Annotated in this window: 25 protein-coding genes and 1 pseudogene; 10 read left to right on the forward strand and 16 right to left on the reverse strand. The window is 44.2% G+C overall.

The window, feature by feature from the left end; translation table 11 throughout:
* Positions 1–84: 84 nt before the first annotated feature.
* The gene (locus KAJ71_RS12420; protein ID WP_248946016.1) at positions 85–573 is read right to left on the reverse strand and encodes a hypothetical protein; all 489 of its coding nucleotides are present in this window, start codon (positions 571–573) and stop codon (positions 85–87) included.
* Between the two features lie 153 nt (positions 574–726).
* Here KAJ71_RS12420 and KAJ71_RS12425 point away from each other — a divergent pair, with 153 nt between their 5' ends.
* The 3 genes from KAJ71_RS12425 (at position 727) to KAJ71_RS12435 (ending at position 4446) form a co-directional block, all read left to right on the forward strand.
* Positions 727–939, forward strand: coding sequence for a helix-turn-helix domain-containing protein (locus tag KAJ71_RS12425; protein WP_248946017.1), 213 nt, complete (start codon positions 727–729; stop codon positions 937–939).
* Between the two features lie 89 nt (positions 940–1028).
* Entirely contained in the window at positions 1029–1931 is a 903-nt protein-coding gene (locus KAJ71_RS12430) for a HamA C-terminal domain-containing protein (protein WP_248946018.1), read from the forward strand.
* A complete protein-coding gene (locus KAJ71_RS12435; RefSeq protein ID WP_248946019.1) occupies positions 1921–4446 on the forward strand; it encodes a DEAD/DEAH box helicase in 2526 nt (841 codons plus the stop codon). Before KAJ71_RS12430 ends, KAJ71_RS12435 begins: the two co-directional genes overlap by 11 nt.
* A gap of 89 nt (positions 4447–4535) precedes the next feature.
* On the opposite strand, the gene KAJ71_RS12440 is transcribed toward KAJ71_RS12435, so the two are convergent.
* The 3 genes from KAJ71_RS12440 to cynR all read right to left on the reverse strand — a co-directional run bounded on the left by KAJ71_RS12440 (position 4536) and on the right by cynR (position 7958).
* On the reverse strand, positions 4536–5501 hold the full coding sequence (locus KAJ71_RS12440) for a PIN domain-containing protein (RefSeq protein ID WP_248946020.1): 966 nt from the start codon (positions 5499–5501) through the stop codon (positions 4536–4538).
* 264 nt (positions 5502–5765) lie between these two features.
* The gene (locus tag KAJ71_RS12445) at positions 5766–6683 is read right to left on the reverse strand and encodes a hypothetical protein (RefSeq protein ID WP_248946021.1); all 918 of its coding nucleotides are present in this window, start codon (positions 6681–6683) and stop codon (positions 5766–5768) included.
* 387 nt (positions 6684–7070) lie between these two features.
* Entirely contained in the window at positions 7071–7958 is an 888-nt protein-coding gene (cynR, locus tag KAJ71_RS12450) for a transcriptional regulator CynR (protein WP_248946022.1), read from the reverse strand.
* 118 nt (positions 7959–8076) lie between these two features.
* On the opposite strand from cynR, the gene KAJ71_RS12455 reads away from it, so the two are divergent.
* Together KAJ71_RS12455 and cynS are read left to right on the forward strand one after the other, a co-directional pair.
* Positions 8077–8730: a carbonic anhydrase gene (locus KAJ71_RS12455; RefSeq protein WP_021180560.1), complete on the forward strand. Its 654-nt coding sequence runs from the start codon at positions 8077–8079 to the stop codon at positions 8728–8730.
* A gap of 24 nt (positions 8731–8754) precedes the next feature.
* On the forward strand, positions 8755–9225 hold the full coding sequence (cynS, locus tag KAJ71_RS12460) for a cyanase (protein WP_248946023.1): 471 nt from the start codon (positions 8755–8757) through the stop codon (positions 9223–9225).
* Positions 9226–9319: 94 nt separating this feature from the next.
* On the opposite strand, the gene KAJ71_RS12465 is transcribed toward cynS, so the two are convergent.
* The 12 genes from KAJ71_RS12465 to KAJ71_RS12520 all read right to left on the reverse strand — a co-directional run bounded on the left by KAJ71_RS12465 (position 9320) and on the right by KAJ71_RS12520 (position 19383).
* Positions 9320–10330, reverse strand: coding sequence for a fimbrial protein (locus tag KAJ71_RS12465; RefSeq protein ID WP_248946024.1), 1011 nt, complete (start codon positions 10328–10330; stop codon positions 9320–9322).
* Between the two features lie 69 nt (positions 10331–10399).
* Positions 10400–11020: a helix-turn-helix transcriptional regulator gene (locus tag KAJ71_RS12470; protein ID WP_248946025.1), complete on the reverse strand. Its 621-nt coding sequence runs from the start codon at positions 11018–11020 to the stop codon at positions 10400–10402.
* 59 nt (positions 11021–11079) lie between these two features.
* Positions 11080–11601 (reverse strand): fimbrial protein, encoded by a 522-nt coding sequence (locus KAJ71_RS12475; protein WP_283106750.1) that lies wholly within the window; start codon positions 11599–11601, stop codon positions 11080–11082.
* Positions 11602–11616: 15 nt separating this feature from the next.
* Positions 11617–12105, reverse strand: coding sequence for a fimbrial protein (locus tag KAJ71_RS12480; RefSeq protein ID WP_248946027.1), 489 nt, complete (start codon positions 12103–12105; stop codon positions 11617–11619).
* 35 nt (positions 12106–12140) lie between these two features.
* Complete coding sequence (locus tag KAJ71_RS12485; RefSeq protein ID WP_248946028.1) at positions 12141–12686, reverse strand: fimbrial protein; 546 nt, start codon at positions 12684–12686, stop codon at positions 12141–12143.
* 41 nt (positions 12687–12727) lie between these two features.
* The gene (locus KAJ71_RS12490; protein ID WP_248946029.1) at positions 12728–13447 is read right to left on the reverse strand and encodes a fimbria/pilus periplasmic chaperone; all 720 of its coding nucleotides are present in this window, start codon (positions 13445–13447) and stop codon (positions 12728–12730) included.
* 15 nt (positions 13448–13462) lie between these two features.
* Complete coding sequence (locus KAJ71_RS12495) at positions 13463–15946, reverse strand: fimbria/pilus outer membrane usher protein (RefSeq protein WP_248946030.1); 2484 nt, start codon at positions 15944–15946, stop codon at positions 13463–13465.
* 68 nt (positions 15947–16014) lie between these two features.
* A complete protein-coding gene (locus KAJ71_RS12500) occupies positions 16015–16521 on the reverse strand; it encodes a fimbrial protein (RefSeq protein WP_248946031.1) in 507 nt (168 codons plus the stop codon).
* Positions 16522–16600: 79 nt separating this feature from the next.
* A complete protein-coding gene (locus tag KAJ71_RS12505; protein ID WP_248946032.1) occupies positions 16601–17158 on the reverse strand; it encodes a fimbrial protein in 558 nt (185 codons plus the stop codon).
* 355 nt (positions 17159–17513) lie between these two features.
* On the reverse strand, positions 17514–18002 hold the full coding sequence (locus tag KAJ71_RS12510) for a FidL-like protein (RefSeq protein ID WP_248946033.1): 489 nt from the start codon (positions 18000–18002) through the stop codon (positions 17514–17516).
* 2 nt (positions 18003–18004) lie between these two features.
* The gene (locus KAJ71_RS12515) at positions 18005–18829 is read right to left on the reverse strand and encodes a winged helix-turn-helix domain-containing protein (RefSeq protein WP_248946034.1); all 825 of its coding nucleotides are present in this window, start codon (positions 18827–18829) and stop codon (positions 18005–18007) included.
* A gap of 206 nt (positions 18830–19035) precedes the next feature.
* Positions 19036–19383, reverse strand: a complete 348-nt coding sequence (locus KAJ71_RS12520) for an antibiotic biosynthesis monooxygenase family protein (RefSeq protein WP_248946180.1) — start codon at positions 19381–19383, stop codon at positions 19036–19038.
* A 103-nt stretch (positions 19384–19486) separates the two neighbouring features.
* On the opposite strand from KAJ71_RS12520, the gene KAJ71_RS12525 reads away from it, so the two are divergent.
* The 5 genes and pseudogenes from KAJ71_RS12525 to KAJ71_RS12545 all read left to right on the forward strand — a co-directional run bounded on the left by KAJ71_RS12525 (position 19487) and on the right by KAJ71_RS12545 (position 22828).
* Positions 19487–19756, forward strand: a complete 270-nt coding sequence (locus tag KAJ71_RS12525) for a hypothetical protein (protein WP_248946035.1) — start codon at positions 19487–19489, stop codon at positions 19754–19756.
* Positions 19757–19758: 2 nt separating this feature from the next.
* Positions 19759–19851, forward strand: a pseudogene (locus tag KAJ71_RS12530) (transcriptional regulator); the annotation flags it as partial.
* Positions 19852–19907: 56 nt separating this feature from the next.
* Positions 19908–20609: a glutathione S-transferase N-terminal domain-containing protein gene (locus tag KAJ71_RS12535; RefSeq protein ID WP_248946036.1), complete on the forward strand. Its 702-nt coding sequence runs from the start codon at positions 19908–19910 to the stop codon at positions 20607–20609.
* 144 nt (positions 20610–20753) lie between these two features.
* Positions 20754–22166 (forward strand): alkaline phosphatase, encoded by a 1413-nt coding sequence (gene phoA / locus KAJ71_RS12540; protein ID WP_248946037.1) that lies wholly within the window; start codon positions 20754–20756, stop codon positions 22164–22166.
* Between the two features lie 218 nt (positions 22167–22384).
* A complete protein-coding gene (locus tag KAJ71_RS12545) occupies positions 22385–22828 on the forward strand; it encodes a helix-turn-helix domain-containing protein (protein WP_248946038.1) in 444 nt (147 codons plus the stop codon).
* The last annotated feature ends 82 nt before the right edge of the window (positions 22829–22910 follow it).

Consider the following 22910-nt stretch of genomic DNA (forward strand, 5'->3'; position numbering starts at 1 on the left):
CTTCATGGGGATGTCCTCATGTGGCTTATGAAGACATTACTAACATCGGGGTGTACTAATCAACGGGGAGCAGGTCAATCCCTATCAATTAACAGAAATAGTGCCGTCTTTAACTAAGTCTCTCCATTGCATCCGGCTTATGCTTCCTGCTACTGGTTTATAGGTTTGTTGACTTCCCCGCTCTGAAACACGGAAGAAGACATCCGCACAGTCAAGGAAAAGAGTTTTCAGCTCGCGATTTCCTGCAGTTTTCAGCGTGAGTCTTGGTAGCCCTGCTCCATACTCTAAGGAACCTCTGATTTCTTTCTTACAACCAGAAATCTCCACATTGTTCGGCGTATCACCACTCGAAAATCTGATGAGTCTATCGCTACGAAGAGCGCGGAATGCCATTGAGAACTGATCAGTATTGTTGTTGTAGAAGAGAGCCATTTCGTATGGGGCATCTTTGCTCCACTCACTCTGGTTATAAGGGTTTGTATACTCATCAGGATACTTGAAAGGGTCTGCCGGAGCCCATGCCAAGACTGTAGCCGGAAATACCACTAAAAGTGGCAACATACATTTCTTCATTACTATACGCTCCTATCAATTACTAACAGCATGAATATTAACAAAAAGAGTGTTTTACGTACAATTTATTGATGCCTATGAGTCACATTAACACAAACAAAATGTGACTCATAGTCCGTGGTCTGATAAGCAACAAAACATGATGCTTGTTAGATGAAAAATGAACTTCAAATCAAATTTGGCCAACGTGTTCGAGAACTGCGCAAAAAGCGTGGATGGTCACAGGAAGAGTTCGCTGATAAGTGCGGGCTAGACCGCACCTATGTAAGTGGGATAGAACGAGGGGTGAGGAATCCGACATTAGTGGTCATTGGAATTTTAGCAACAGGCTTTGATATTCAGGTGTATGATTTATTCAAACCCTAATGATCTAACTGTATTTTTATACACTATAAAATCTAATACATAAGAGCTAAGATGGTAGCAAATTTGCTCTTTCGAGATACTGCATGTACATGGACGAAAAAAAGATTGCAACTCTCCTTTCTAATGTTAGCTCTCTGGCAAAGTATATGTATTGGTTTGAAGATACGTTACCCCATCCACAAGGGGCAAGCCATCGAGGATTGGCAATAAACTATAATGGATTACAAGAACGGAAAGAAGATTTTTTGCGGGAATTAAAAAATACCGTATGCAATTGGGTATATAGTAAATCGAGATACCAAAAAATTTTAGAAAAAGAATTACCTAAAAGAGATAATGATATTCAGAGCGTCACATCCCACATACAACAACTGGCATTCTCTAAATTCCGAAGTGGTGCTCCTCAAGGGCAATTTGGAGAACTAATACTGTTTAATTTATTACAATATTTTTTTAAAGCACCACCATTATTAAGGAAAATGAGGATAACAACAAATACATCACTTGAAAGATTTGGCGCAGATGCTGTTCATTACACACTTAAAGATAATAATAATACATTTTATTTGGGTGAATCAAAATGCTATAAATCGAAATATAAGTTCAATGAGGCATTCGAAGAATCGATTAATAGTATATTTAACACCTATCAGAAATTTTATAAAGAATTAGAGCTATACGTTTATGATGAATTTATAGACGAAGAATTACAGGATATAGCGGAGAAATTAAAAGAAGGCTCCTTGCCCAAGGTAAATATAGAGCTAGTTTGTTGTATAGCTTATCAAGAAAACAAAGACATTTCGAGTATAAATGATGATGAGATAAAAGAAAAAATTAAATCTGTCATTCTTGAAAGAGCTAAAAGTGTAAAATGCCCAACTTTAATAAATGGAGGGATAGATAAGTTTCTGGTTACAAAAATACATTATCTAATATTTCCATTTTGGCGTTTGGATGAATTGTTAAAGGAATTTGATAATGGAATATAATGTACTGAAAAAGTTGCTAACGATTGAACTTTTCAACATTGCCGCGAATCTTCAGTTCATAGATGAAAAGCCATCGAATATTGAATATGATGACTTAATAAAAATTGTCAGTACATCAGAAAAGCTATCTCGACAAGGAACTATAGAATCGAAAGAAAAGACTATACTTATTATAGCATTATGCTGGGAGTATTGTGACGATAACTACAAGAGTTCGTTGCGAGAAATATTCATTTTACAATTAACAAGGATTGGTTTCTCGCCATCAACAATTTTATTAGATAGTAATTACGCTGAGAATAAAAAATATTATGCTTTCAATAGTTATCTAAATCAGTTACAAGTTGCCATATCACAACAAGAACATACAGTAAGCATCGGTGATGAAAATTACGTTTTATCAAATTTCCAAAGAAACGTTTGGGATGCCTCTGAGAAATATAAATATGTCGCAATATCAGCACCAACGTCTGCGGGTAAATCATTTGTTATTTATTTGAGAATCATAAAAGATATACTTTCAGGATTTTCAAGATTTGTCTATATAGTTCCTACAATAAGTTTGATTAACCAGGTAACAAAAGATCTGTCCCTTCTATTAAAGAAAATGCAGTTGTCTCATATAAAAGTGTTGAATAATTTATACGACGACGACTTTGATAACAAAATATACATACTCACTCAGGAGCGGTTAATTTCGTTCTTCAATAAAGAAGATACAAATTTCACCTGTGAAATCATTATTATCGATGAAATACAAAATATTGAAAGAGTTGCTAATGATGATAGCCAAAGATCCAAGATTTTATATGATGTACTAAAAGAAATAGACAGGACAGACTCGGTAAAACAAGTAATATTAAGCGGACCTGGGCTAAGAAACATTGGGGATTTGAGTAATAGTATATTTAAAGGTAAATGTCACGTAGTTGAAGATATTGTCCCTCCTGTTTTGAATATAACTTACTCAATAAGTTATCATGAAAAAACTGCGTATCTTAACCAATACACACCATTCTTAGATAGTCATAATAGAGTGCTGATATCTAATGATAGTATGCTGCCCCCATCAAAAAAAGTAATGTACAACGATTACTTTCATGATTTCCTTAGCAACTTAATAATTAATATAGGTCGAAAACCTAAAAATATTATTTTTTCTCCAACTCCAGATCAAGCGAGAAAGACTGCAATAGCTCTTTTCGAGAGAGATATTAATAATTATGATGATGTGTTAATTAATAGTCTATCTGATTATATAAAAGACTTCGTTCATACAGAATATGATCTTGCTCGTACCGTAACAAAAAAAATTGCTTATCATAGCGGTAGCTTACCTTTACATATAAGATCGTCGATTGAGAATGCTTTTGTAGATGGCGTTATTGATAATGTTGTCTGTACGACAACCTTAATGCAAGGAGTTAACTTCCCTGCTTCAAATGTAATTATTAGGAACCCTAATTTATACATAAGACGTAAGAGTGGAATAGCACAATCAAAACTTTCTGACTATGAGTTTTCTAATTTAAGAGGTCGTGCTGGAAGGTTATTAAAAGAGTTTATTGGAAGAACGATCGTTCTTGATGAACCCACCTTCCTAAGTGAAGAAAATGATAATAACTTCAAGAACACGATTAAAACATTTGAGAAAGAAATAACTGTAGGTTACGGAAGTTCATATCGAGCTTCTCAGACCGAAATTGAAAGAATATTAATGACAAATAATATTTTAATAGATGGAGAATATAAGCACTTATTGACATACATCAGAAATACTCTTTATAAAAATGGTATGAGTGGAATAAAAATGCTGCGAGAAGTAGGTATAAATATTTCTTCGGAAGTGGCAACGCACGCCTTACACTATATATCTAAATTGCAATCGCCTAGACATTATATACTAAATAATAGGTATTGGGATCCATTTGATCTCGAGCTTTTATTCATCGAGAAGAATAAAGATAAATTTCTAACTCTCCCATCAACCATATGGAGTAAAAACCTTACATCACAATTACAAAGTGCAATATTGAAAATGGCAAAAATATTCCCATATTATTTTAAAAAATATATTTCAAAAGAAATAAATGAGATATTCATCTACTCTGTTTGTATAAACGCAACTAAGTGGTGTAGAGAAATCCCGCTAAAAGATATATTAGAAGAACGTGACTTTTCTAATTCTAAAGATGTAAGCAAATCAATAGATGATGCAATTAAAATAATAACAAGAACAGTTAGTTATGGTTTACCTATGTTTTTGAAACCATTAGCAGATCTTGGAGATAAAGAAAATAATATTTTGAGTCATATTGAAAATGGAACTTATACAGTTGTATCCAAAAACCTGACAAACCAAGGGATACCGAGAGATACAGCTATTTATCTTAATACTCAGTACATTAAAAATAGTCCTGAATTCTCAATGAACCAAGTTATCAAAAAAGTTCAGAATGATGTACATCATAATAATTATTGGATATTAAAACAAATTGAACACTTGGGTAATTAGTAATGTAATTTGTATAGTAAGCCATTCCTCAAATTGGAATGGCTTACTAGTACATTGATTTGGATATCATATCAACGAGAGAATGTACATCAACCTTCAATATACTTACTTACCTTATCGATAAGCTCTTGGTTGAAACCGCTGGGTACTTTTGCTAGCAGTTTTTCAGCAAACTCGCGCATGTCTTTATCAGATGCAATCCAACGCACTTGATTGTTATTAGTATAGGAAGTTAAAATATTTTCAATTTGTGTTGTAGAAAACTCGTTGATCGTATTCAACTTTGCGACCGCAGCATGGCTAGAAGTAAAACTTCCAGACTCAGAAAGTTCATCAATAAGGATGTTAGTTTCAAGTTCAGCGAGCTTATTTGCTTGTGGAAAATGCTTTGATGTAAACTCTGATAGTCGGGAATAGATTATCACATCTGACTCTTTACGGCTTTGCCATTCATGTCGTAAGAATTCATTGATTCCATCTTCAATATAATCGCTCTTATAATCTTTATCCTGAGAAATTAAGTAAAGTGTTTCACCTTTTGGAAGGCCCTCAAGTAAACAGATCCAGTTTACAGCATCGCCATAAGATTTATTTTTACCTGGGGGATTGCCGAGGTCGAATCGCTGGATACCTTTAGCTATACGCTCGGGAGTTGCTTCTATTACCACTGAATTTTCCAAAATCTTTTTTATAACTAGATCTGCGGGGAGTTTCTCTTCAATAAATTCTTTCTTGATACTATCTAGTATCTCACTTCTCAACCTATTAAACTCTTTATATACCTGTTTTAACTCTTCTGTTTTATCGTGCTTTTTTATAATATTAGGAATATTAAGTTTATTTCCCTCCGTAATTGTTTGAACATGTTCTGCTACAACCTTACTCCTATTTCTCCAAAACTCATCCTTTATTAATTTTGGCATCCATATTTTCACTTTTCCATATTGATGTAATGCAAATATTTTTTCTAGTTCCTCCAAATCATCTTTATGGAATCTATAAAAATTCAGAAGCATGTTCGTATCGATAAAAACATTCAGTGTTTGATCTGCCATTATCTTCTCTCCGTAATATTAAAAATAGCCTTATTCTTAACCCATTTATAATTGATATGAAATTACAAATATAAGATATATTGTTATACCCTTAGAATTTACTCTACTATCTCAAGCAACACGATTTTTCACGCAAAATACCTAATGGATATAAAGTATAGAAATAAATTATGCTGGGAACAAATTTTTTACTTTTTTTAAAGAAAACTTATAATGCACAATTCCGAGTATATTCCAATAATATTATTTTCAATTTCTTAAAAATCAATGTTCAAAAAGGTATTTGTATTTTTCTGGTAGAAGTGAGAACTCGCCCCATCCTACGTTACTCAAACATAAACCAAGGCCATTTCTTTCAACCTTGCCATACATCAGAATAATTCTCCCTCGGCAATTATCATCAATCCCATGATCTTTTGAGTCTTTATTATTTTGTTTAAAATAAAAATCCAAAAAATCCCCTGATCTGTTCCAAAAAATCTTAGTCATTCTGATTGAATGATCCCATGGACCACTAACACTACTTTGCACTTTTCCAAAATATAACTTAGGAATATCGCATATGTCATTAACTCTATTAACATCTACAAGTATACTGTCCAATCTTCTAGCATTCGTATCTCCTGGAAAAACAAAATACTTATAATAGTTATCATCAAAATTTCTGCACAATCCTGATACAGTTGTAATTTTACTTGGTAATTTAAATGATTCCCCCGTATGCCTGCTTATTGGTACATCACTAACTTCACCATTTATATCTTCAATAAATGAATGATCGAAATTCCCTTTTTTAACATCCTTTATTTCTGGCCGTTCAACTATAAATGCACTGATAATGGCCAATTGCTCATCCGCAATAGCCTTTTTGGCTTCCTCCTCTGTTTCAAATCTTCTGCCACCACCTTTGTTTACTCTTAAATTGCACCCTATATGTCTATAAGACGGCAGATGTACAAAACTAGCATTTCTGCCGTTTGTCATTTTTTCTTTATTCTTGGGTCTTCTAGATATTGGTGTGTGACATTCAGGACAAAAAATAAATCCATCCATTTCTAAGGTAAATTCATGTGGGAGCACTCTCCTTCCTTGAGATTTCAACACCTGAACAGAATCAGATTCACGATCCCAAGCTCTATGAAAATAAGCAAATTTAATTCTAAATGTCCCTAAGTCTTCCATTATTGGTAATCTCTCCATAACTTTATGCTACAAATAGATCTACCAACACCACACTATAAAGTCAATATTGTATGCTCAACTTTGCAATCTGAACACTTAAATTAATTTTCACGTTAATAGTTGATAAAAAAATAATAAGCTATTGATAATAAATAAGATGCATTTTATTTTACATATGAAACAACATTGTGATGTTGTTAGTGCTTAAAACAGCACTCGCTCTTAATTTGATTGGGAATGTGATTTGGCGCGCATTATGCCATAACGCAACACAGAGATCGTGGGAAGTTTTGGTGAAGATTTGCTCGGCGCTCGGGGTGTGGAGATATTCGCCAGCTAAATATCTCCTGCAGAACGCATTAACAGATAACTAAACCAGTCACTTTTTTAGCCCATTTCCTTGACCTGATCTTGCAACATCGCAATCAACGCCCGTGAAGCGGCGCTGCGATATCCCTCTTTGCGTTGCAGCACCACTGCGTGGCGCTCGGGCATGGGAACCGACAGCTTGATAGGCAGCAGCAGCGGGTTACTCCGTGCGATGGCCTGCGGCAGAATGGTCGCGAGCTGGCCGTGACGCACAATCTCGACGATGGCGCTAATCGCATTCGCCTCCATGGCTACCTGAGGATGGATGGAGTGCTGCTGGCAATATTCATCTACATAATGACGCGTGGCGAAGTCGCCGTTGAGTAGCACCAATGATACCTGTTGCACCTCCGCTACACTCAAGGCAGCGCGGCGCTTGGCAAGCTGATGTCCCTTCCCCACCATCAGTTGCAGCCGCTCCGTGAACAGCCTGGTAGCGGTTACATCCGTAGAATGAACCGGCTCGAAGGCAATCCCCAGATCCAATTGGTCATCGCACAATAACGCCTCCATCTTATCCTGCGTCATCTCACGGATGTTCAGGGTAATCCCTGGGTAGCGCCTGAAAAAGTCGTCGACCAACGGGCCAATCAGGTAAGAGGTAAAGGTCGGCGTCATGGCCAAGCGCAGGTTGCCGCGTTCCAACGTCGCAACATCCTGAATGGCCCGCTTGCCAGCCTCCAGATCCTGTAACGCCAGCCGGGCATAGCGCATCCACGCCTGACCCGCATCGGTGAGTTGCACCCTACGCCCGGAACGGTCGAACAGCTCTACCTGTAACGTCTCTTCCAACTGTTTGATCTGCTGTGACAAGGTCGGCTGAGAAACATGCAGCACCTCCGCCGCCCGGGTGAAGTTCCCCTGCTCCGCCACCGCCAGAAAGTAACGTATGTGCCGCAGTAACATAACGCCTCAACTATTAGTTATCCCTATCGTGACAATTATAAATGAGTCTTGGAACCTATAGCTAGAAAAGTCCATTCTTGCCTCCATTGAAAGCGAGCCACACATTGATGGAGTCACCATGCAAGAGGTTATTGACGGTTTTCTGAAGTTCCAGCGCGAGGCTTTTGTTGAGCGTACAGAGCTGTTCAAACGTCTGGCCACCAGCCAGAACCCACGCACCCTATTTATCTCATGTTCCGACAGCCGATTGGTGCCGGAGCTGATCACCCAACGCGAACCAGGCGACCTGTTCGTCATCCGCAACGCGGGCAATATTGTCCCTTCTTTCGGGCCTGAACCTGGTGGCGTTTCGGCTTCGGTGGAATATGCCGTTGCCGCGCTGGGGGTAGAGGATATCGTGATTTGCGGCCACTCCGATTGCGGCGCTATGACCGCCATCGCCACCTGCAAATGCCTGGATCATATGCCCACCGTGGCCAACTGGCTGCGCTATGCCGATGCCGCCAAGGCAGTCAATCAGGCCAATGAACACGCCAGCGAGCACGATCGCATTAACTCGATGGTGCGTGAAAACGTCATCGCCCAACTCACCAACCTGAAAACTCATCCTTCGGTCGCGCTGGCGCTCGATCGAGGCAATCTGCGGCTGCATGGCTGGATCTACGATATCGCTACCGGCTGTATTGATGCATTAGATGGCAATACCCGCCGTTTCGTGCCGCTGGCGAGCAACCCGAGCGTCACCGCCAGCCCAGCTATGCAACGTTTCTAATCTACCAAACCTATTGGAGTCAACATGACACAATCACTAAATAGCGTTTCAGCACGCCAAAACCTGACCGACATCATCATGGAGGCTAAAGTCCGTAAAGGCCTGACCTTTGAAGCCATTAATCAAGACACCGGCTTGAGCTTGGCGTTTGTTACCGCCGCACTGCTTGGCCAGCATCCGTTGCCGGAACAGGCCGCCCGTGTAGTAGCGGCTAAGCTGGATTTGGATGAAGATGCGGTGCGCCTGCTGCAAACCATCCCGGTACGCGGCAGTATCCCCGGCGGTGTGCCGACCGACCCGACCATCTATCGTTTCTACGAGATGGTGCAGATCTACGGCTCAACCCTGCGGGCGCTGGTGCATGAACAGTTTGGTGACGGAGTGATCAGCGCGATCAACTTCAAGCTGGATATCAAAAAGGTCCAAGACCCCGATGGCGGTGAACGCGCGGTGATCACGCTGGATGGTAAGTATCTGCCAACCAAGCCATTCTGAGAGATTTAACATTAAAGTAGGCTGAACTCAGCGTCTGATGACAGACGCTGAGTTCCATCCCGGCTCATACGGCAAACCAACGGCCTGGCGCTAATCAGTGCAGCGTCATGATCAAGGTTGCAGATGCAGTGAAACTGCCGGTAATGGCCTTTGTCACATCCCTGATCACCGGAGCCACCTGTAACTCATCTTGCCCAACACCGTTGAGTAGCGTGGTAGCGAATTTTTGGTTCGGTTTGACTATTTGGCCGTTATATCTGACTGCTACCCCAATGTCATCAGGCAGCGTGGTGGCAATAAAGTCTGACGAGAAAACCGCTGGGGTCGCAATAAGATTAATATCAATATCTTGTGTCACCGCGGTGTTACAACGGTATTGCAGCGGGACGGTTTTGACATAACGGCTCCCATCGTTACTGATCTGTGTATTATCAATATCACCAAAGTCCACCTCAATAGCGGCACCGTTATTAATGGTACACACTATGGGGACCGGAATAAATTGCCCTGCTGTCGAGACACTCACGAAAGGGGTGTCATTAAAAACCGTCTGACTCCATACTGAACGAAAAGCCCGGAATAATTTTACATTTGCTGGAATTATCAACATGCCACCTAGTTGATCGCGGCGCAAACGCAGTGTAATAATATTTTTATCTGTTCGGCTACCAAACCGTACGTAAAATGAATGAATTCCGTTAGGTACGATATCGTTATTTCCATCCCAAATACCGGTTTCGCTGGGAACAGCATGATTAATAAACCAAACAATAGAAATTTTTACATCAATATCTTCATTAAGCTTATAAAATCCATCACCGAATTCTGATAGTGGTAAATCCATCTTGGATTGATTAAAAAAATCTATCACCTTCGGACTTGAACCTGGTTGGATGTCTATCCAACAGTTCACAATATAATCAATTGGCAGCATGAAATAAAAATCAGCCGTTGCCCCCGCCTTGCTGCTAGAAAAAGCCCCACGGTTAAATCCAATGTTGAAATCATTATTCACCCCACCCGGCCAACAGGTGTTTTTCATCTCACTAGCATTGACCACTGTTGGGAACAGAAGTAATACAGCAAGTATCATTTTTAGGATCATAGCCACCCTTATCTATTTTTATAAAATTTTAGTGAAAGTATTAAAGACACCAACCCTATTTTCACAACATTAAAACAACCCGATGATTTCCTTGTTATTAATGATAAACGAATAGAGTTCCTGGTTACTTTTCAGGTTGAGCTTTTTCATTGCTGATTTTTTCTGCGTGAAAATGGTTTTTACACTTTTATTTAAAACATAAGATATTCGTGTTAGTGAATACTCTTTAGATAGTAGCTTAATCACTTTCATTTCATTTGAAGAAAGTCTAAGCCTGCCACAAACGCAGCATGATTTCGTCATAATACTGTCATGCTCAACATGCTTCACTCTTTCGCAACATTCCAGTTGACGAACCACTCTATCTACCACCGCGCCCAATGGCTCATCTCTGAAGATGATAGGAAAGTGCCTTAAGCATTCGCATACCTCATCGTGCCCTTTTTCATTCGAATCACGCTCCACAATAGGAAAAAAAACACCCTTGAACCCCTGCTGGATATAAGGCGTTGCCAGTAAGCAATCTGTTCCTGGACCGATTTGTTGAAAGATAATATCACAGCGCCATGCGTCATCGGCCAAATCAAAATATCTAACCGTCTTTGCGCGTGAAGAGAGCGCTTGCTCCAAACCAAGTCGCAACCCCAATGCATAGGCGGCATTATTATCCTTTATCACTATCCCCAGCATAACTCCCTCAACAAAGCTAAAATCTTGAATAACTCCACAGCAGTTTTTACCATCTATAATCAAGGGTAATATAAGGTAAATGCCACATTCGCAGTAAAATCGCCCTCAATAATTTCTTGGTGTTCAATAGCCGCCTCAGATGCACTGACGTATGCGGCAAACTTCAAAGTACGGTTACCTTCATGGAGTAAATAAGATTCAATCGTCTTGTTAATCTCCAGCGGTTTTCCCTTCTCGGTCTCTAGTCCTATTGCAATACCTTTCGCCATCCCGTTTACTGCCAGTAAACCAGGCTGTTGCAAGTCCTCAACGCCATTGAAACCGATCTCAACGCTGTTCCCCAAGCTAATATCACAATCCTCCAATACAATGGAGTAACCATAGCTATGCGTACGTTGATGTAGATAAAGTGTACTCTTAATGACATTGCCTAACTTAACGGTCTGATTAGCCGATGCCATACTTAGAGTACAGGGCTCCTCAACCAACTCGCCATGTAAAGATATATTATAATCCTGTGCTGAGAGAGTCCGATTAATCCCTAACAACAGGCAAAAAATTAACACGACCCGATAACACATCCTGTTCTCTTCCACTTAAAAATAGCTTGATACCAACGTCGCAACGGCATTGAACTGCCCTGTCCCCAAAGGGATTGTCGTATCTCTTTTTACCGGCACGGCAATAAAAATGAACGTCTTTTGGTCTACCGCATCAAAGAAGTGATTTAAAGCTATCGGCCTTCCGTTGGCATCCTGGAGAGCAATACCCAGGTTGGCTATATTGGTGGTCAATATATTCCCTACTCCGCCGATGGCTTCGCCTTGCAGCTGCAATCGTAGTTTTTTACCCGGGCTTTCTTTACAATTTAGATCGACCACAGTGAATTGTGAATACTTTACGCCATCTACCTTTTTAATCCCCACCTTGCCAAAATTGACGTCAATGGCTTTGCCACCGTTAAATTTACAGGCGGGTTCGAAAATTCGCCCTTTGAAATTCATAGCCGTTCCACCATCAGCTTGTACCTGCGATACGCAAAGCACCAGGAATAGGGGGATCGCAAGCAAAGATTTACATAGCATAGGGCCTCCATCCAGCTTGCGGGATCACAGGCTGATTAGTCATAATTCAACTGAAAATTAACCACGGCGTAGAAAGCTCCGGGAATCAGCTGTTCGGTCGTACGCTGTGGGATAACGTAAAAAGTTAAGCGATTATCACCAGGCATTAATAACTGAGCCTGGCTGGGTATCCCTGGCCATAACTGGCGATGTTGTTCATCCTCCAGCCGTAAAGCCAATCCCCTGGCCTGGCCTGTTACCGCGATCAACCCACCTTGCTGCTGTTTGCTGCGCAAAGTTATAGATACCGTTTGCTGTCCTGCTCCCAAGACCAGGTTATTGCCATGTGTTGCACTGCGAGTTACTCCCCCCCAGTGCCCACAGTCGCGCAGCAATAAATGGAATGCGACGGGTGCCGCTTCGTCACCAAACCGGTTTAATACATGGCTGGCTATGCCCCCCAGGCTGACGGTTTGGTCTTCAGAAACCATCTCGAGCGTACAGGCCGATTCGACGATCGTGCCTTTAACCGCCATTGAAGCAAACATGCCATCCACCTGGGCGCGGTTTTCTGCCAACGTTGGCAATGACCAAGCCGCCATTGTGCTAACCAATCCCCATTTAATGAAATCCACGGTTTTCATCACCGTGTGCCGTTCACGCTACAGCGCTGCTGCACACAGGTGAATGCCAGTTCAGGCCGCCCACCGTAATCGTTGATATAGGTGACAACAGGCGCGTCAAAGACTGTTGATTTCACGTCGGTACGGCTTTTCGGCGCCAGCGTTACTGGCACAAAGCCGTTGTCTTCACGCCCTTTTGCCCGCGCCGCAATCCCCGCCACGGTGATGTAGTAAGGCGTCGGGTTTTCAATCTGGTAACCCGTGGCGGTTTTATGCAGCACCAACTGGTTTTGCCAAACTGTACCTGGTTTCGTCACAATGGATGCCGGGCGATAAAACAGCTTCACTTTGGTCTGCAAGGCGATTTGCATCACATTGGATTTATCACTGCGCGGGGGGATTTCACGTAGATTAAAATAAAATAACGTTTCCCGATCCTGCGGCAGCGCTTTAGCCTCAGGCAACGCTGAAATCCTCACCATACTTTTTGCACCCGGTTCAAGACGCTGAATCGGAGGCGTAACAATTAACGGCCCCGTAACTTTCTGCTGTTCATGATCCTCGACCCACGCCTGTGCCAAATAAGGTAATTGCTTATTCTCATTACTGATATTTAAACTAATCGCTTTGTTGTCGCCTTCATAAATCACCCTGGTGCGATCCAGAGCAATCGCGGCAAAAGCCGTATGAATAGACGTAATAGTGAGAAAAACAAACACCATGAAAGCTGATTTACGCATAATATGATCTCTTGATTACTTGATAGTGTGACACGGTAATAATAAATTTCCCGGAACCAGCAATGGATTAGGCAGTGATACCTGACACCCTTTAGCGCCATTCCATTTCACACTGAGTGATTCCCCGGCAGTAATACCCGATAGATAGGCCAGGCCTCCATCACTGATAATGGCCAGTTCCCGCCCCTGTGGGTTAACCACGCTGGCCCCAAATGGCGGATGTTTGCCGTCAGGCATGACAATAACCGCCAGTGCTTTTTCACCTTTGAGCAAAGAAAAGCGCCGATAACCAATGGCTCCCTCGGTTAACGTCGATTCGACTACCCCTTTGCTGACTTCTACATCATCAGCAAGCTGATTAATATCTACGCGGGTATCCGTACGGTAATAGCTATTCACGTTCGCCAACACGGCGATCCCGAAGCGATTACTGCGAACTGCATCCCCTTCGATCGGTACACCAGCAATTCCCTCGGTGCTTAGCATCAAACGAGTACCGCCATTAGTTCCTGCTGGATGCAGTGCAGCTCCTTTTGCCGTTGCGGTTAGTCCCCCTTGCATGGAAAACCCGGCAGAAGTGGTGCCATTTTGTACGTAAGCCGCATTCAGGCTGATTTCGCTGTTATCGCCGCGGTGAGTGTAAAAGCCATTAACCTGTGACGCCGTTTGCTGACCGCCCAGATTATTTACCCCGGCGGCAATTCGGTAGTTATTATTGATATCGACGTTATTGCTATAACTCAGCGCCTGACTCAAACGGTTATTTGAACTCTGCCCGCTATACCCCAAATTCTGGCCACTGCCCAACGGCACAGACAGGCTGACAAAAACGGCATCGTTATAACGCTGCTGATACTGGCTGCGGCTAGCAGACACGTTTAGCGACAGATCCTTGTGCCCCATAAAATCAAAGTAACGACTTACCGACAGGCTATAGCTGTCCTCCGGCTGGCGATCCCAATAGCTTTGGTGGGTGTAGGTGGTATACAGGCTTAGCCGGGCAGCCGTAAAACTTTTATTAGCCGTTATGGTATACATCTCTTTACTGTGCGCGATGGCGTTCCCCCCAAAGCGGCTATCCAGGTATTGTCCCATCGACATAAAATCGCGCTCGGAAAAACGATATCCCGCAAACGTGACCTCACTGTCAAATTCATCAAAGCGCTTGGAATAGCTCAGCCGATAGGACTTGCCTTTCTTGGTACCCTCTTGTCCCGGCAGCCTGGCGGTCGACTGGGTCACATCTGCCGACAACGCCCCCAACATAAACAGATTCCGTCCCAACCCGACAGAAACGGCCTGATAATCATTTGCCCCAACGGCTCCACCATAAAGCGACCAGTTGTTGGCCACGCCCCAGGAGAACTCGCCACTGGCAAACAAAGGCCCGTCTATATGATGCTGATAGGTAGATGGACGGCCCACGGCAGTTTTATAACGCACCGTCCCCGGCCGCGTCAGGTAAGGCACATTGGCGGTATCCACAGCAAAGGTTTGCTGGGTGCCATCTTGTTCATTCACCAGAACATCCAGTCTGCCACTGACGGCACGGTTCAAGTCCCGGATACGAAACGGCCCAGAGGCAACGGTAGTTTCATAAATCACCCGCCCTTGTTGAGAAACGGTCACAGTGGCGTTGGTTTTAGCAATACCGCGGACTTCAGGAGCATAACCACGCAGGTTAGGCGGTAACATACGTTCATCGCTCGCCAGGCCCACACCGGTAAAACGGAATGAATCGAAGATATCGGAATAAAAATAGTTTTCACCCAACGTCAGCGTGGCATTCAAACGAGGTAGCGCCCGATAAGCGTACCAGCGGCTCCAGTCAAAACGACGTTGCGCCTGACGTGTTGCAGAGGAGAACTCATAGTTGCCCTGATAATCTCCTCGTAGCCGCCAAGACCCGATATTAACCCCTGCGGTACCGCTAAGGCTGGCGTTGCGTGAGGATTCTCCCTGGTGACTTTTGCTGGTTGCCGCGTTGAGGCTATAGTCCAGCAGTATCCCCGGAATGCCATTATCCCAGCGGGACGACGGCAACCAATTTGGATCGCTGTATTCCAGAAAGACCTGAGGAGCACTGACGTATAGCGTACCGCTGGCGATATCGCCCTTCAGCGTCAAACCCGGTAATGCAGAGAAGTCCGCACACTCTTTCTGGTGCCAAAAAATGACCTTGCTAGCGGCCTCTTCCGTCAGGCCCAACCGGTTGACCAACGCGGCTGGAAAGCATAGCTTGGTGGTATTGGCAACGTTGGTGTCAGCATAAAAGGGGATGGTTTGTTCACGATCGGCAATATTCTGTTCATTAAGATAAACAGCCATAATATAATTGCCCGGCATCACATAGCCTAACCGTGAAAATCGTGACAAATCAACGTTGTTTCGATCTTCCGCGTCTAACACGTCGAGGTTGAATTCTATTGCTTGCGATAGTTTACTGAACCCCAGTAGTGAAATAAAAATCGCCATAGTAATCTTATTGATTCCATTCATAATTCTATCCAGAAATAAAAGTCCATTTTCAAAATATAAATAAGATTACTTTTAAGAAAAAATGAGGGTCATCGATAGCTAACGACTATATTCATAGTGGTGTAGTAGTTCCCTGATGTCACTTGCTTGCCATTAGCCACTAAAAATATATTGTATTTTAATAGTATTTCACCTGAATCAATCGGAATGTCAGGCAAAGGAACCCCAGGCGTAATTTTATGGCCTTTTTCATCCTGAACCATGAGGGCAAAACCACGCGCCTGCAAAGGTTCAACAGATCCATGACTGCCAGGGCTAAAGGTCACTTCTATTGACTTATTCCCGTCACCACTATCATCGGAAAAAACGCAATTAATCAGTCGTATTTTAAATGGATAGGCTTGGCTGATCCCATTGCGCTCAAGCGTTTTTAGTGGGATAACCCCCAATTCAAGCGTTTGAAAAACATTATCCGGAGAGATTGCGCAGGCAGACTCAAGAATAGCGCCTTGTAATTTAACCGTACCCTGTGCCCACACCACCGCATTAAAATAAAACAGAGCTATAAACAACAGAGTCTGGATGACCTTACACATAACATTCCATTGTTAATATCCGCCATTTAAGTCACATAAAAGACGAAGCATAGGGTATATACCCTATGCTCCTCATTGATTAAGGGTAAGTCAGCGTAAAGTTGGCAACGCTGGAGAATTCACCTGGCGTTACGGTACCATCGGCTTTATTACCTTGCAGATAAGCAGAGAAGTTCAGTGCGTTATTACCTGCTAGTAAACCACGTGCCGCAGATGGGACACCCAGCGTAATTTGCGTACCGCTACCATCGGTCAAGGCAATACCAGCACCTTTGGCAGTACCAGTGATCCCCAGCAACTTATCATTCTCAACGTCTTTAGAACCACCAAAGGTGATGACGACGTTTTGCTTGGTCGTAGTATCACACTTTTCCAAATCAATGGTGAAATTGCGTGGTGTAGAAGTTCCCGCCTTTGCCAATAATGAGTTTGACACCTGGCCAAGATCGACAGTTTGGTTAGAGCTCTCAGGCGTAATTGAGCATGGCGCATCAATAATAGAACCGGTAAAAGTAATGTTACCGCTACCCTGATCGGCTGGTTTAATCGGATCAACCACCGGATCTGCTGCAATCGCACCAAACGCAGAAATACCGGAAGCCATCACCATCGCCAATACAATTTTATTCATTTTCATAACTATTTCCATTCAGTTAATTTTGAATTTAAACTTCACTTAATCAAGAAGCGGCTAATACGCACACCTTTCTCAATTTATGCACCACAACCGTAATCGTTATCTACAAAGCTGCGATGAGGATTATCTTAATTCGCTAATGAGTGAATATTGCAATGAACTCTTCTTAAAAAACAAAAAGTAAGGATAATTAAAATAAACTTGTTATAAATCAAATTGATATAAAAATTAAAAATGGTATTAAATCGTTATTTTAGAGCATTTAAGACACATAAAATAAAAGGCCATGCTAGCGAAATCTGCATGACCTTAATTAGAGATGACAAGACGATGATAAAAAGGGTTAGATTTAGGCTTACTTAACAGAACGGCATAAAAGTTGCGGGATAGGATTAGTCGAAATCAGATAGCCATTGTCCCCATTGCGTTGAATACTGATATTCGTCCAGCCATTCGGTTCTCTGATATAACTGTAAAGGAATTTTTTAGCCAAGGGTTCGGGCAGAGTATCAAATGGCGCAACATTGAGCTTGTCGGTTCGAATGAGAAATGAGTTATCATTGCTCACCGTGTAGCTTACCTCGGCATCTCGTTTAATGGTGTATTCATTACCTTGGTCAGTTAGTGTTCCACTATAGGTGATCACGCCATGTCCATTTGAAAACAAGAAAAATATCCCAGCTTGTATAACAACCGTTTTTTTATCTGAGACATAATCATATTGCACCTGTGAGTAACAACTGATGCCATCCCGGAGTTGTCTTTTATTCATATAGTCAATTACAACGACAATTACTGCCGTCACTGATAGAATGGAAATAATTAAACACCATTTTCTTTTCATGATTAGCTCTCAATAAAGTAGCGATATCTGGATCTACAGTTGCTTCCTTTATCTAAAGCATCACCATCACAAATAATAAAAGACTCACGCGGCAGTCCAGTATAAAGTGAGATATAAACCCGCTCTTTATTGTCACAATGTAAATCAGCATTAATGGGTATGTTACCGCCATTGCTTTTCACTTTGTTTATAAAATAATTATCAGCATACACGTAGAGTTGACATTGATTATAGTCACCCCAGTACGAATAATGATAAAACCTGCTTTGTGTTTTGAGATATTTACCGTAAATAAAGTCCGTCACTGCGGCAATGACAATAAAAAGTAAAATAGCAGAGGTAAATACCAAGCTTATCTTTTTAAAGTTATAATGAAATGCAGCATTATGGCTACTTAAATCACCTAGCCCATCGTCAGGAATAGGTGTAGACAACGTGCGATTAGCCATTTGAACCTCGTTGTCTATCCTATTATCAACGCACTCTTCATACTCAGTAATCTCCACCGTATCTGCCACCAACATACCGCGCCTTGGGATGGTGACAATGATATCCTCCTCAAGACCTAACTGCCGAAAGGCCTTTCGTATCATGGCAATATTTTGGTACAGCGTATTGGTGTTAATTGGAATGCCATATTTTTCCCACACTTCCTCAAACAGTTCTTTCTGTGTAGTAATTTCAGGTTTATTTTTTAACAGAATTTGCAAACAGTTATTCGCTGGCGTGGTGAGGACAATTTCATCATGCTTCTTCTCGATATCCACCAGAGAACCTGAGCTTTTATCGTAGATAACATGATGATTTAATATAATTTTACTGCTCATGCTCACTCTTCTATATGGGTATTCTTAAAATTTCACTTATACACATATAGAATAAAGTATGGCTATAGATTAATCAACAATTTACTAGGAAAATTCTCATATCGCTATCGCGAACTTTGAAGTGTCATTCTGAATATAACAAACCGCGCTGAGCGCGGTTAGTGGTGGCGGAGGTATCACGTCAAAACATAACCACCAATACGAATTTAATCAGGATGAAAATGGCGGCTATCCGCCGGAGCCTGCTCACGCGGCTCCAACCCATAATCCCGCACCACCTCGGCCACCCGCAGCCGGTAATATTCCAACACCTCATGCCTGCCACGCGCCTGGGCTTGACGGTGTTGCTCCAGGTTGCGCCACTGCTGTACCGCCGCCTCATCACGCCAGAACGACAGCGATAACAATTTGTCCGGTTCACTCAGGCTTTGAAAACGTTCGATAGAGATAAAGCCGTCAATTTCCGCCAGCAACGGTTTCAGCTCCGCCGCCAACTCAAGATAGGTTTCCCGCTGCCCAGTGGCAGCACGTAGTTCAAAAATCACCGCGATCATCATCGTTCTCCTCGGCAGTATAAAATTCAGGTACACGCGCATTTTGCGAAACACGCCAGCGAAACTGGCTTAATAGTTCGGGCTTAAGGTTGAGTTTGGATAAATGATCGATCCCCGCCAAGGCGATCAACCTTGCCCAACGTTCTCCTGGGCAGCGATGAGCACCATGACCAAAGGCAAAACTCTCTTGCGGCGTTTTCAACTGGACCAATACGCTCTGCCCCACCGCCAGCGGTTGGCCATCAAGCCACGTAGCCTGTCGCGCAAACCGGCGGGTAGTATGGATCGGCGGAGTTTGCTGCAACACCGCCAAGATCAACGCTTCTGCCGGTTGATGGCGCTGATTTGCCAGCAACAGTGTCTGGCCGATTAATCCGGCGGTGCCTGGACTGGAGCGAACGCAAAGCTCATCTCGGTGGCGCACTAGGCGCTGCCATGTTGGTCGCATTTGAAAAACGCGGATGGGTACTGCCATACTCAATGGGTTTGCCTGTTGATGAACCCGCCACACCCGAGGAGTTATCATGTCCGATATTAACCCATTCCCGATCACCAAACGTTGGCCCGCCAAGCATCCTGAACGTTTACAACTCTACTCGCTGCCGACCCCTAATGGGGTGAAAGTCTCCATCATGCTCGAAGAGATCGGCCTGCCTTATGAGGCGCATCTGATCGACATCGGCAAAAATGAAACCTGGACGCCGGAGTTCCTGTCGCTCAACCCTAACGGTAAAATCCCGGCGATCCTCGATCCCGCTGGCCCAGACGGTAAGCCGCTAGCGCTGTTCGAGTCTGGGGCTATCCTGCTGTATCTGGCAGAGAAATGCGGTAAGTTTTTACCCAAAGACCCCTCCCTGCGTTATGAAACCATCCAGTGGGTGTTTTTCCAGATGGCATCCGTTGGGCCGATGTTCGGTCAGCTAGGCTTCTTCCACAAATTCGCCGGACGTGAATATGAAGACAAACGGCCATTTGAACGCTACCAGAAGGAGTCCAAACGGCTGCTGGGAGTGCTGGAAGAACGGCTGCAAGGGCGTGATTGGATCATCGGTTCGGAATACACCATTGCCGATATCTCCCTGCTTGGCTGGGTACGCAACCTGATTGGTTTCTATGAAGCGCGCGACGTGGTGGAGTTCGACAACTTCCCGCTCGTGGGCCAATGGCTGGAACGTGGACTGGCAAGGCCAGCCGTACAGCGCGGCATCAATATTCCTGCCCGCTAAGCCTGATAAGCTATTGGGATAGCAAGAAAAGGCTATCCCTTTTCCCACGTCTTCCGTCATAAAAATGTCACTTTCCTGCTCTACTCTCCCGTGTAACAAAATAATGCCAACCCTATTTTTGTATGACGACAAGGAGCCCTACCCATGCAGCAGTCCGTTTCCCTGATCGCCGGTGCCGTATTATCCGTTCTGTTATGTTCCGCCGCCCTGGCTGACAATAATCAACCCACCAACCGCGCGGCTCGTGGCGATATTACCGAACCCGGCGGTGCACGCCGTTTGGCGGGCGATCAAACCGCTGCACTGCAAGCGTCGCTGTCGAATAAAACCGCTAAAAACGTGATCCTGCTGATCGGCGACGGCATGGGCGATTCGGAAATCACCGGCGCACGCAACTATGCCGAAGGCGCAGGCGGTTACTTCAAAGGGATCGATGCCCTGCCGCTGACCGGCCAATACACCCACTACTCGCTGGATAAGAAAAGCCATAAACCGGACTATGTCACCGACTCTGCCGCCTCGGCCACCGCCTGGGCTACCGGCGTCAAGACCTACAACGGCGCATTGGGCGTGGATGTGAACGGCAAAGATCAACCGACGATTCTGGAACTGGCCAAGGCCGCAGGTAAAGCCACCGGTAACGTCTCAACGGCGGAACTACAGGATGCCACACCGGCAGCACTGGTTTCGCATGTCACCTCGCGCAAGTGCTACGGCCCAGAGGAAACCAGTGAGCAATGTGCCAGCAACGCGCTAGAAAACGGCGGGCACGGATCGATCACCGAGCAGTTGATTAAAACCCGCGCCGACGTCACGCTGGGCGGCGGGGCAAAATCCTTCGCTCAGTTGGCGAAAAGCGGCGAATGGCAGGGGAAAACACTGAAAGCCCAGGCCGCCGCGTTAGGCTACCAATGGGTGGAGGATGCCGAAAGTCTGAACGCGATTAACCTCGCCAATCAGCAAAAGCCGCTGCTGGGCCTGTTTGCGCCAGGCAATATGCCGGTACGCTGGAAAGGCCCGAAAGCGTCCTACCACGGTAATCTCGATCAGCCTGCGGTGACCTGTGAGAATAACCCAGAGCGCGGCGCCAATGTACCAACGCTGGCGGCGATGACCGAGAAAGCCATCGAGCTGCTGAAGAACAACCCGAACGGTTTCTTCCTGCAGGTAGAAGGGGCGTCCATCGACAAACAGGATCATGATGCCAACCCATGCGGCCAGTTTGGCGAAACGGTCGATCTGGATGAGGCAGTACAAAAAGCGCTGGAATTCGCCCGTGCCGACGGCAATACCCTGGTGATCGTCACCGCCGACCACGCCCACTCCAGCCAGATTATTGCCGCCAAGGCCAAGGCGCCGGGGCTGACCCAATCGTTAACCACCAAAGACGGCGCGGTGATGACCATCAGCTACGGCAACTCGGAAGAAGGCTCACAGGGCCATACCGGTACTCAGTTGCGCGTTGCCGCTTATGGCCCACATGCCGCCAACATTGTGGGGCTGACCGATCAGACCGATCTGTTCTTCACCATGCGCGACGCCATGAACATCAAGTGATCCACACGGGCACAGCATGCTGTGCCCCTACCTATTTCCCTACCCCCTCACCAATTAACTAAACCCCTACCTCTGGCGGAGCATTTTTCGCCACGTCAATTATCCAAGTTTACTCTTGCGTAACCACCCTTGCGCGCCTATTATCAAAGAATAAACTTGGATTATTAAGTCCCATTTGACGATGACCCGAGTATCGTCGCTGTAGGAGAATTAAACCCATGGATCGCGCCAATATCATTCACGACTTGCTGAACTGGATCGAGAACCACCTGGATCAACCGCTGCTGCTGGATAACGTGGCGGCAAAATCTGGCTACTCCAAATGGCATCTGCAACGTATGTTCCGCAGTACCACCGGCCATGCGCTCGGCAGCTATATCCGCGAACGCCGTTTGTCGAAGGCCGCGCAGGCACTACGCGCCACGCCTCGCCCGATTCTGGATATCGCCTTGCAGTTCCATTTTGATTCCCAGCCTTCATTTTCCCGGGCCTTTAAAAAGCAGTTTGGTGAAACGCCAGCGGTTTATCGCCGCACGCCGCAGCAAGATGAAGTGGCCCTTTCCTCAGAGCACAGCTATCGGCACAGCTCACCGAGCCTGCATTCACTGTACAAGCGCCAATGCGTAGACGAAGGCTGCACCAACTGGGTCGGCCAGCGTTAAAAGCAAAAAGGCCAACGGGGTATAAACCCATTGGCCTTTTTGTTTGGTAAATGGACGCTGTATACAGCGCCCCTATGTATTG

It is taken from the genome of Serratia silvae, assembly GCF_023282985.1.
GTDB lineage: Bacteria > Pseudomonadota > Gammaproteobacteria > Enterobacterales > Enterobacteriaceae > Chania > Chania silvae.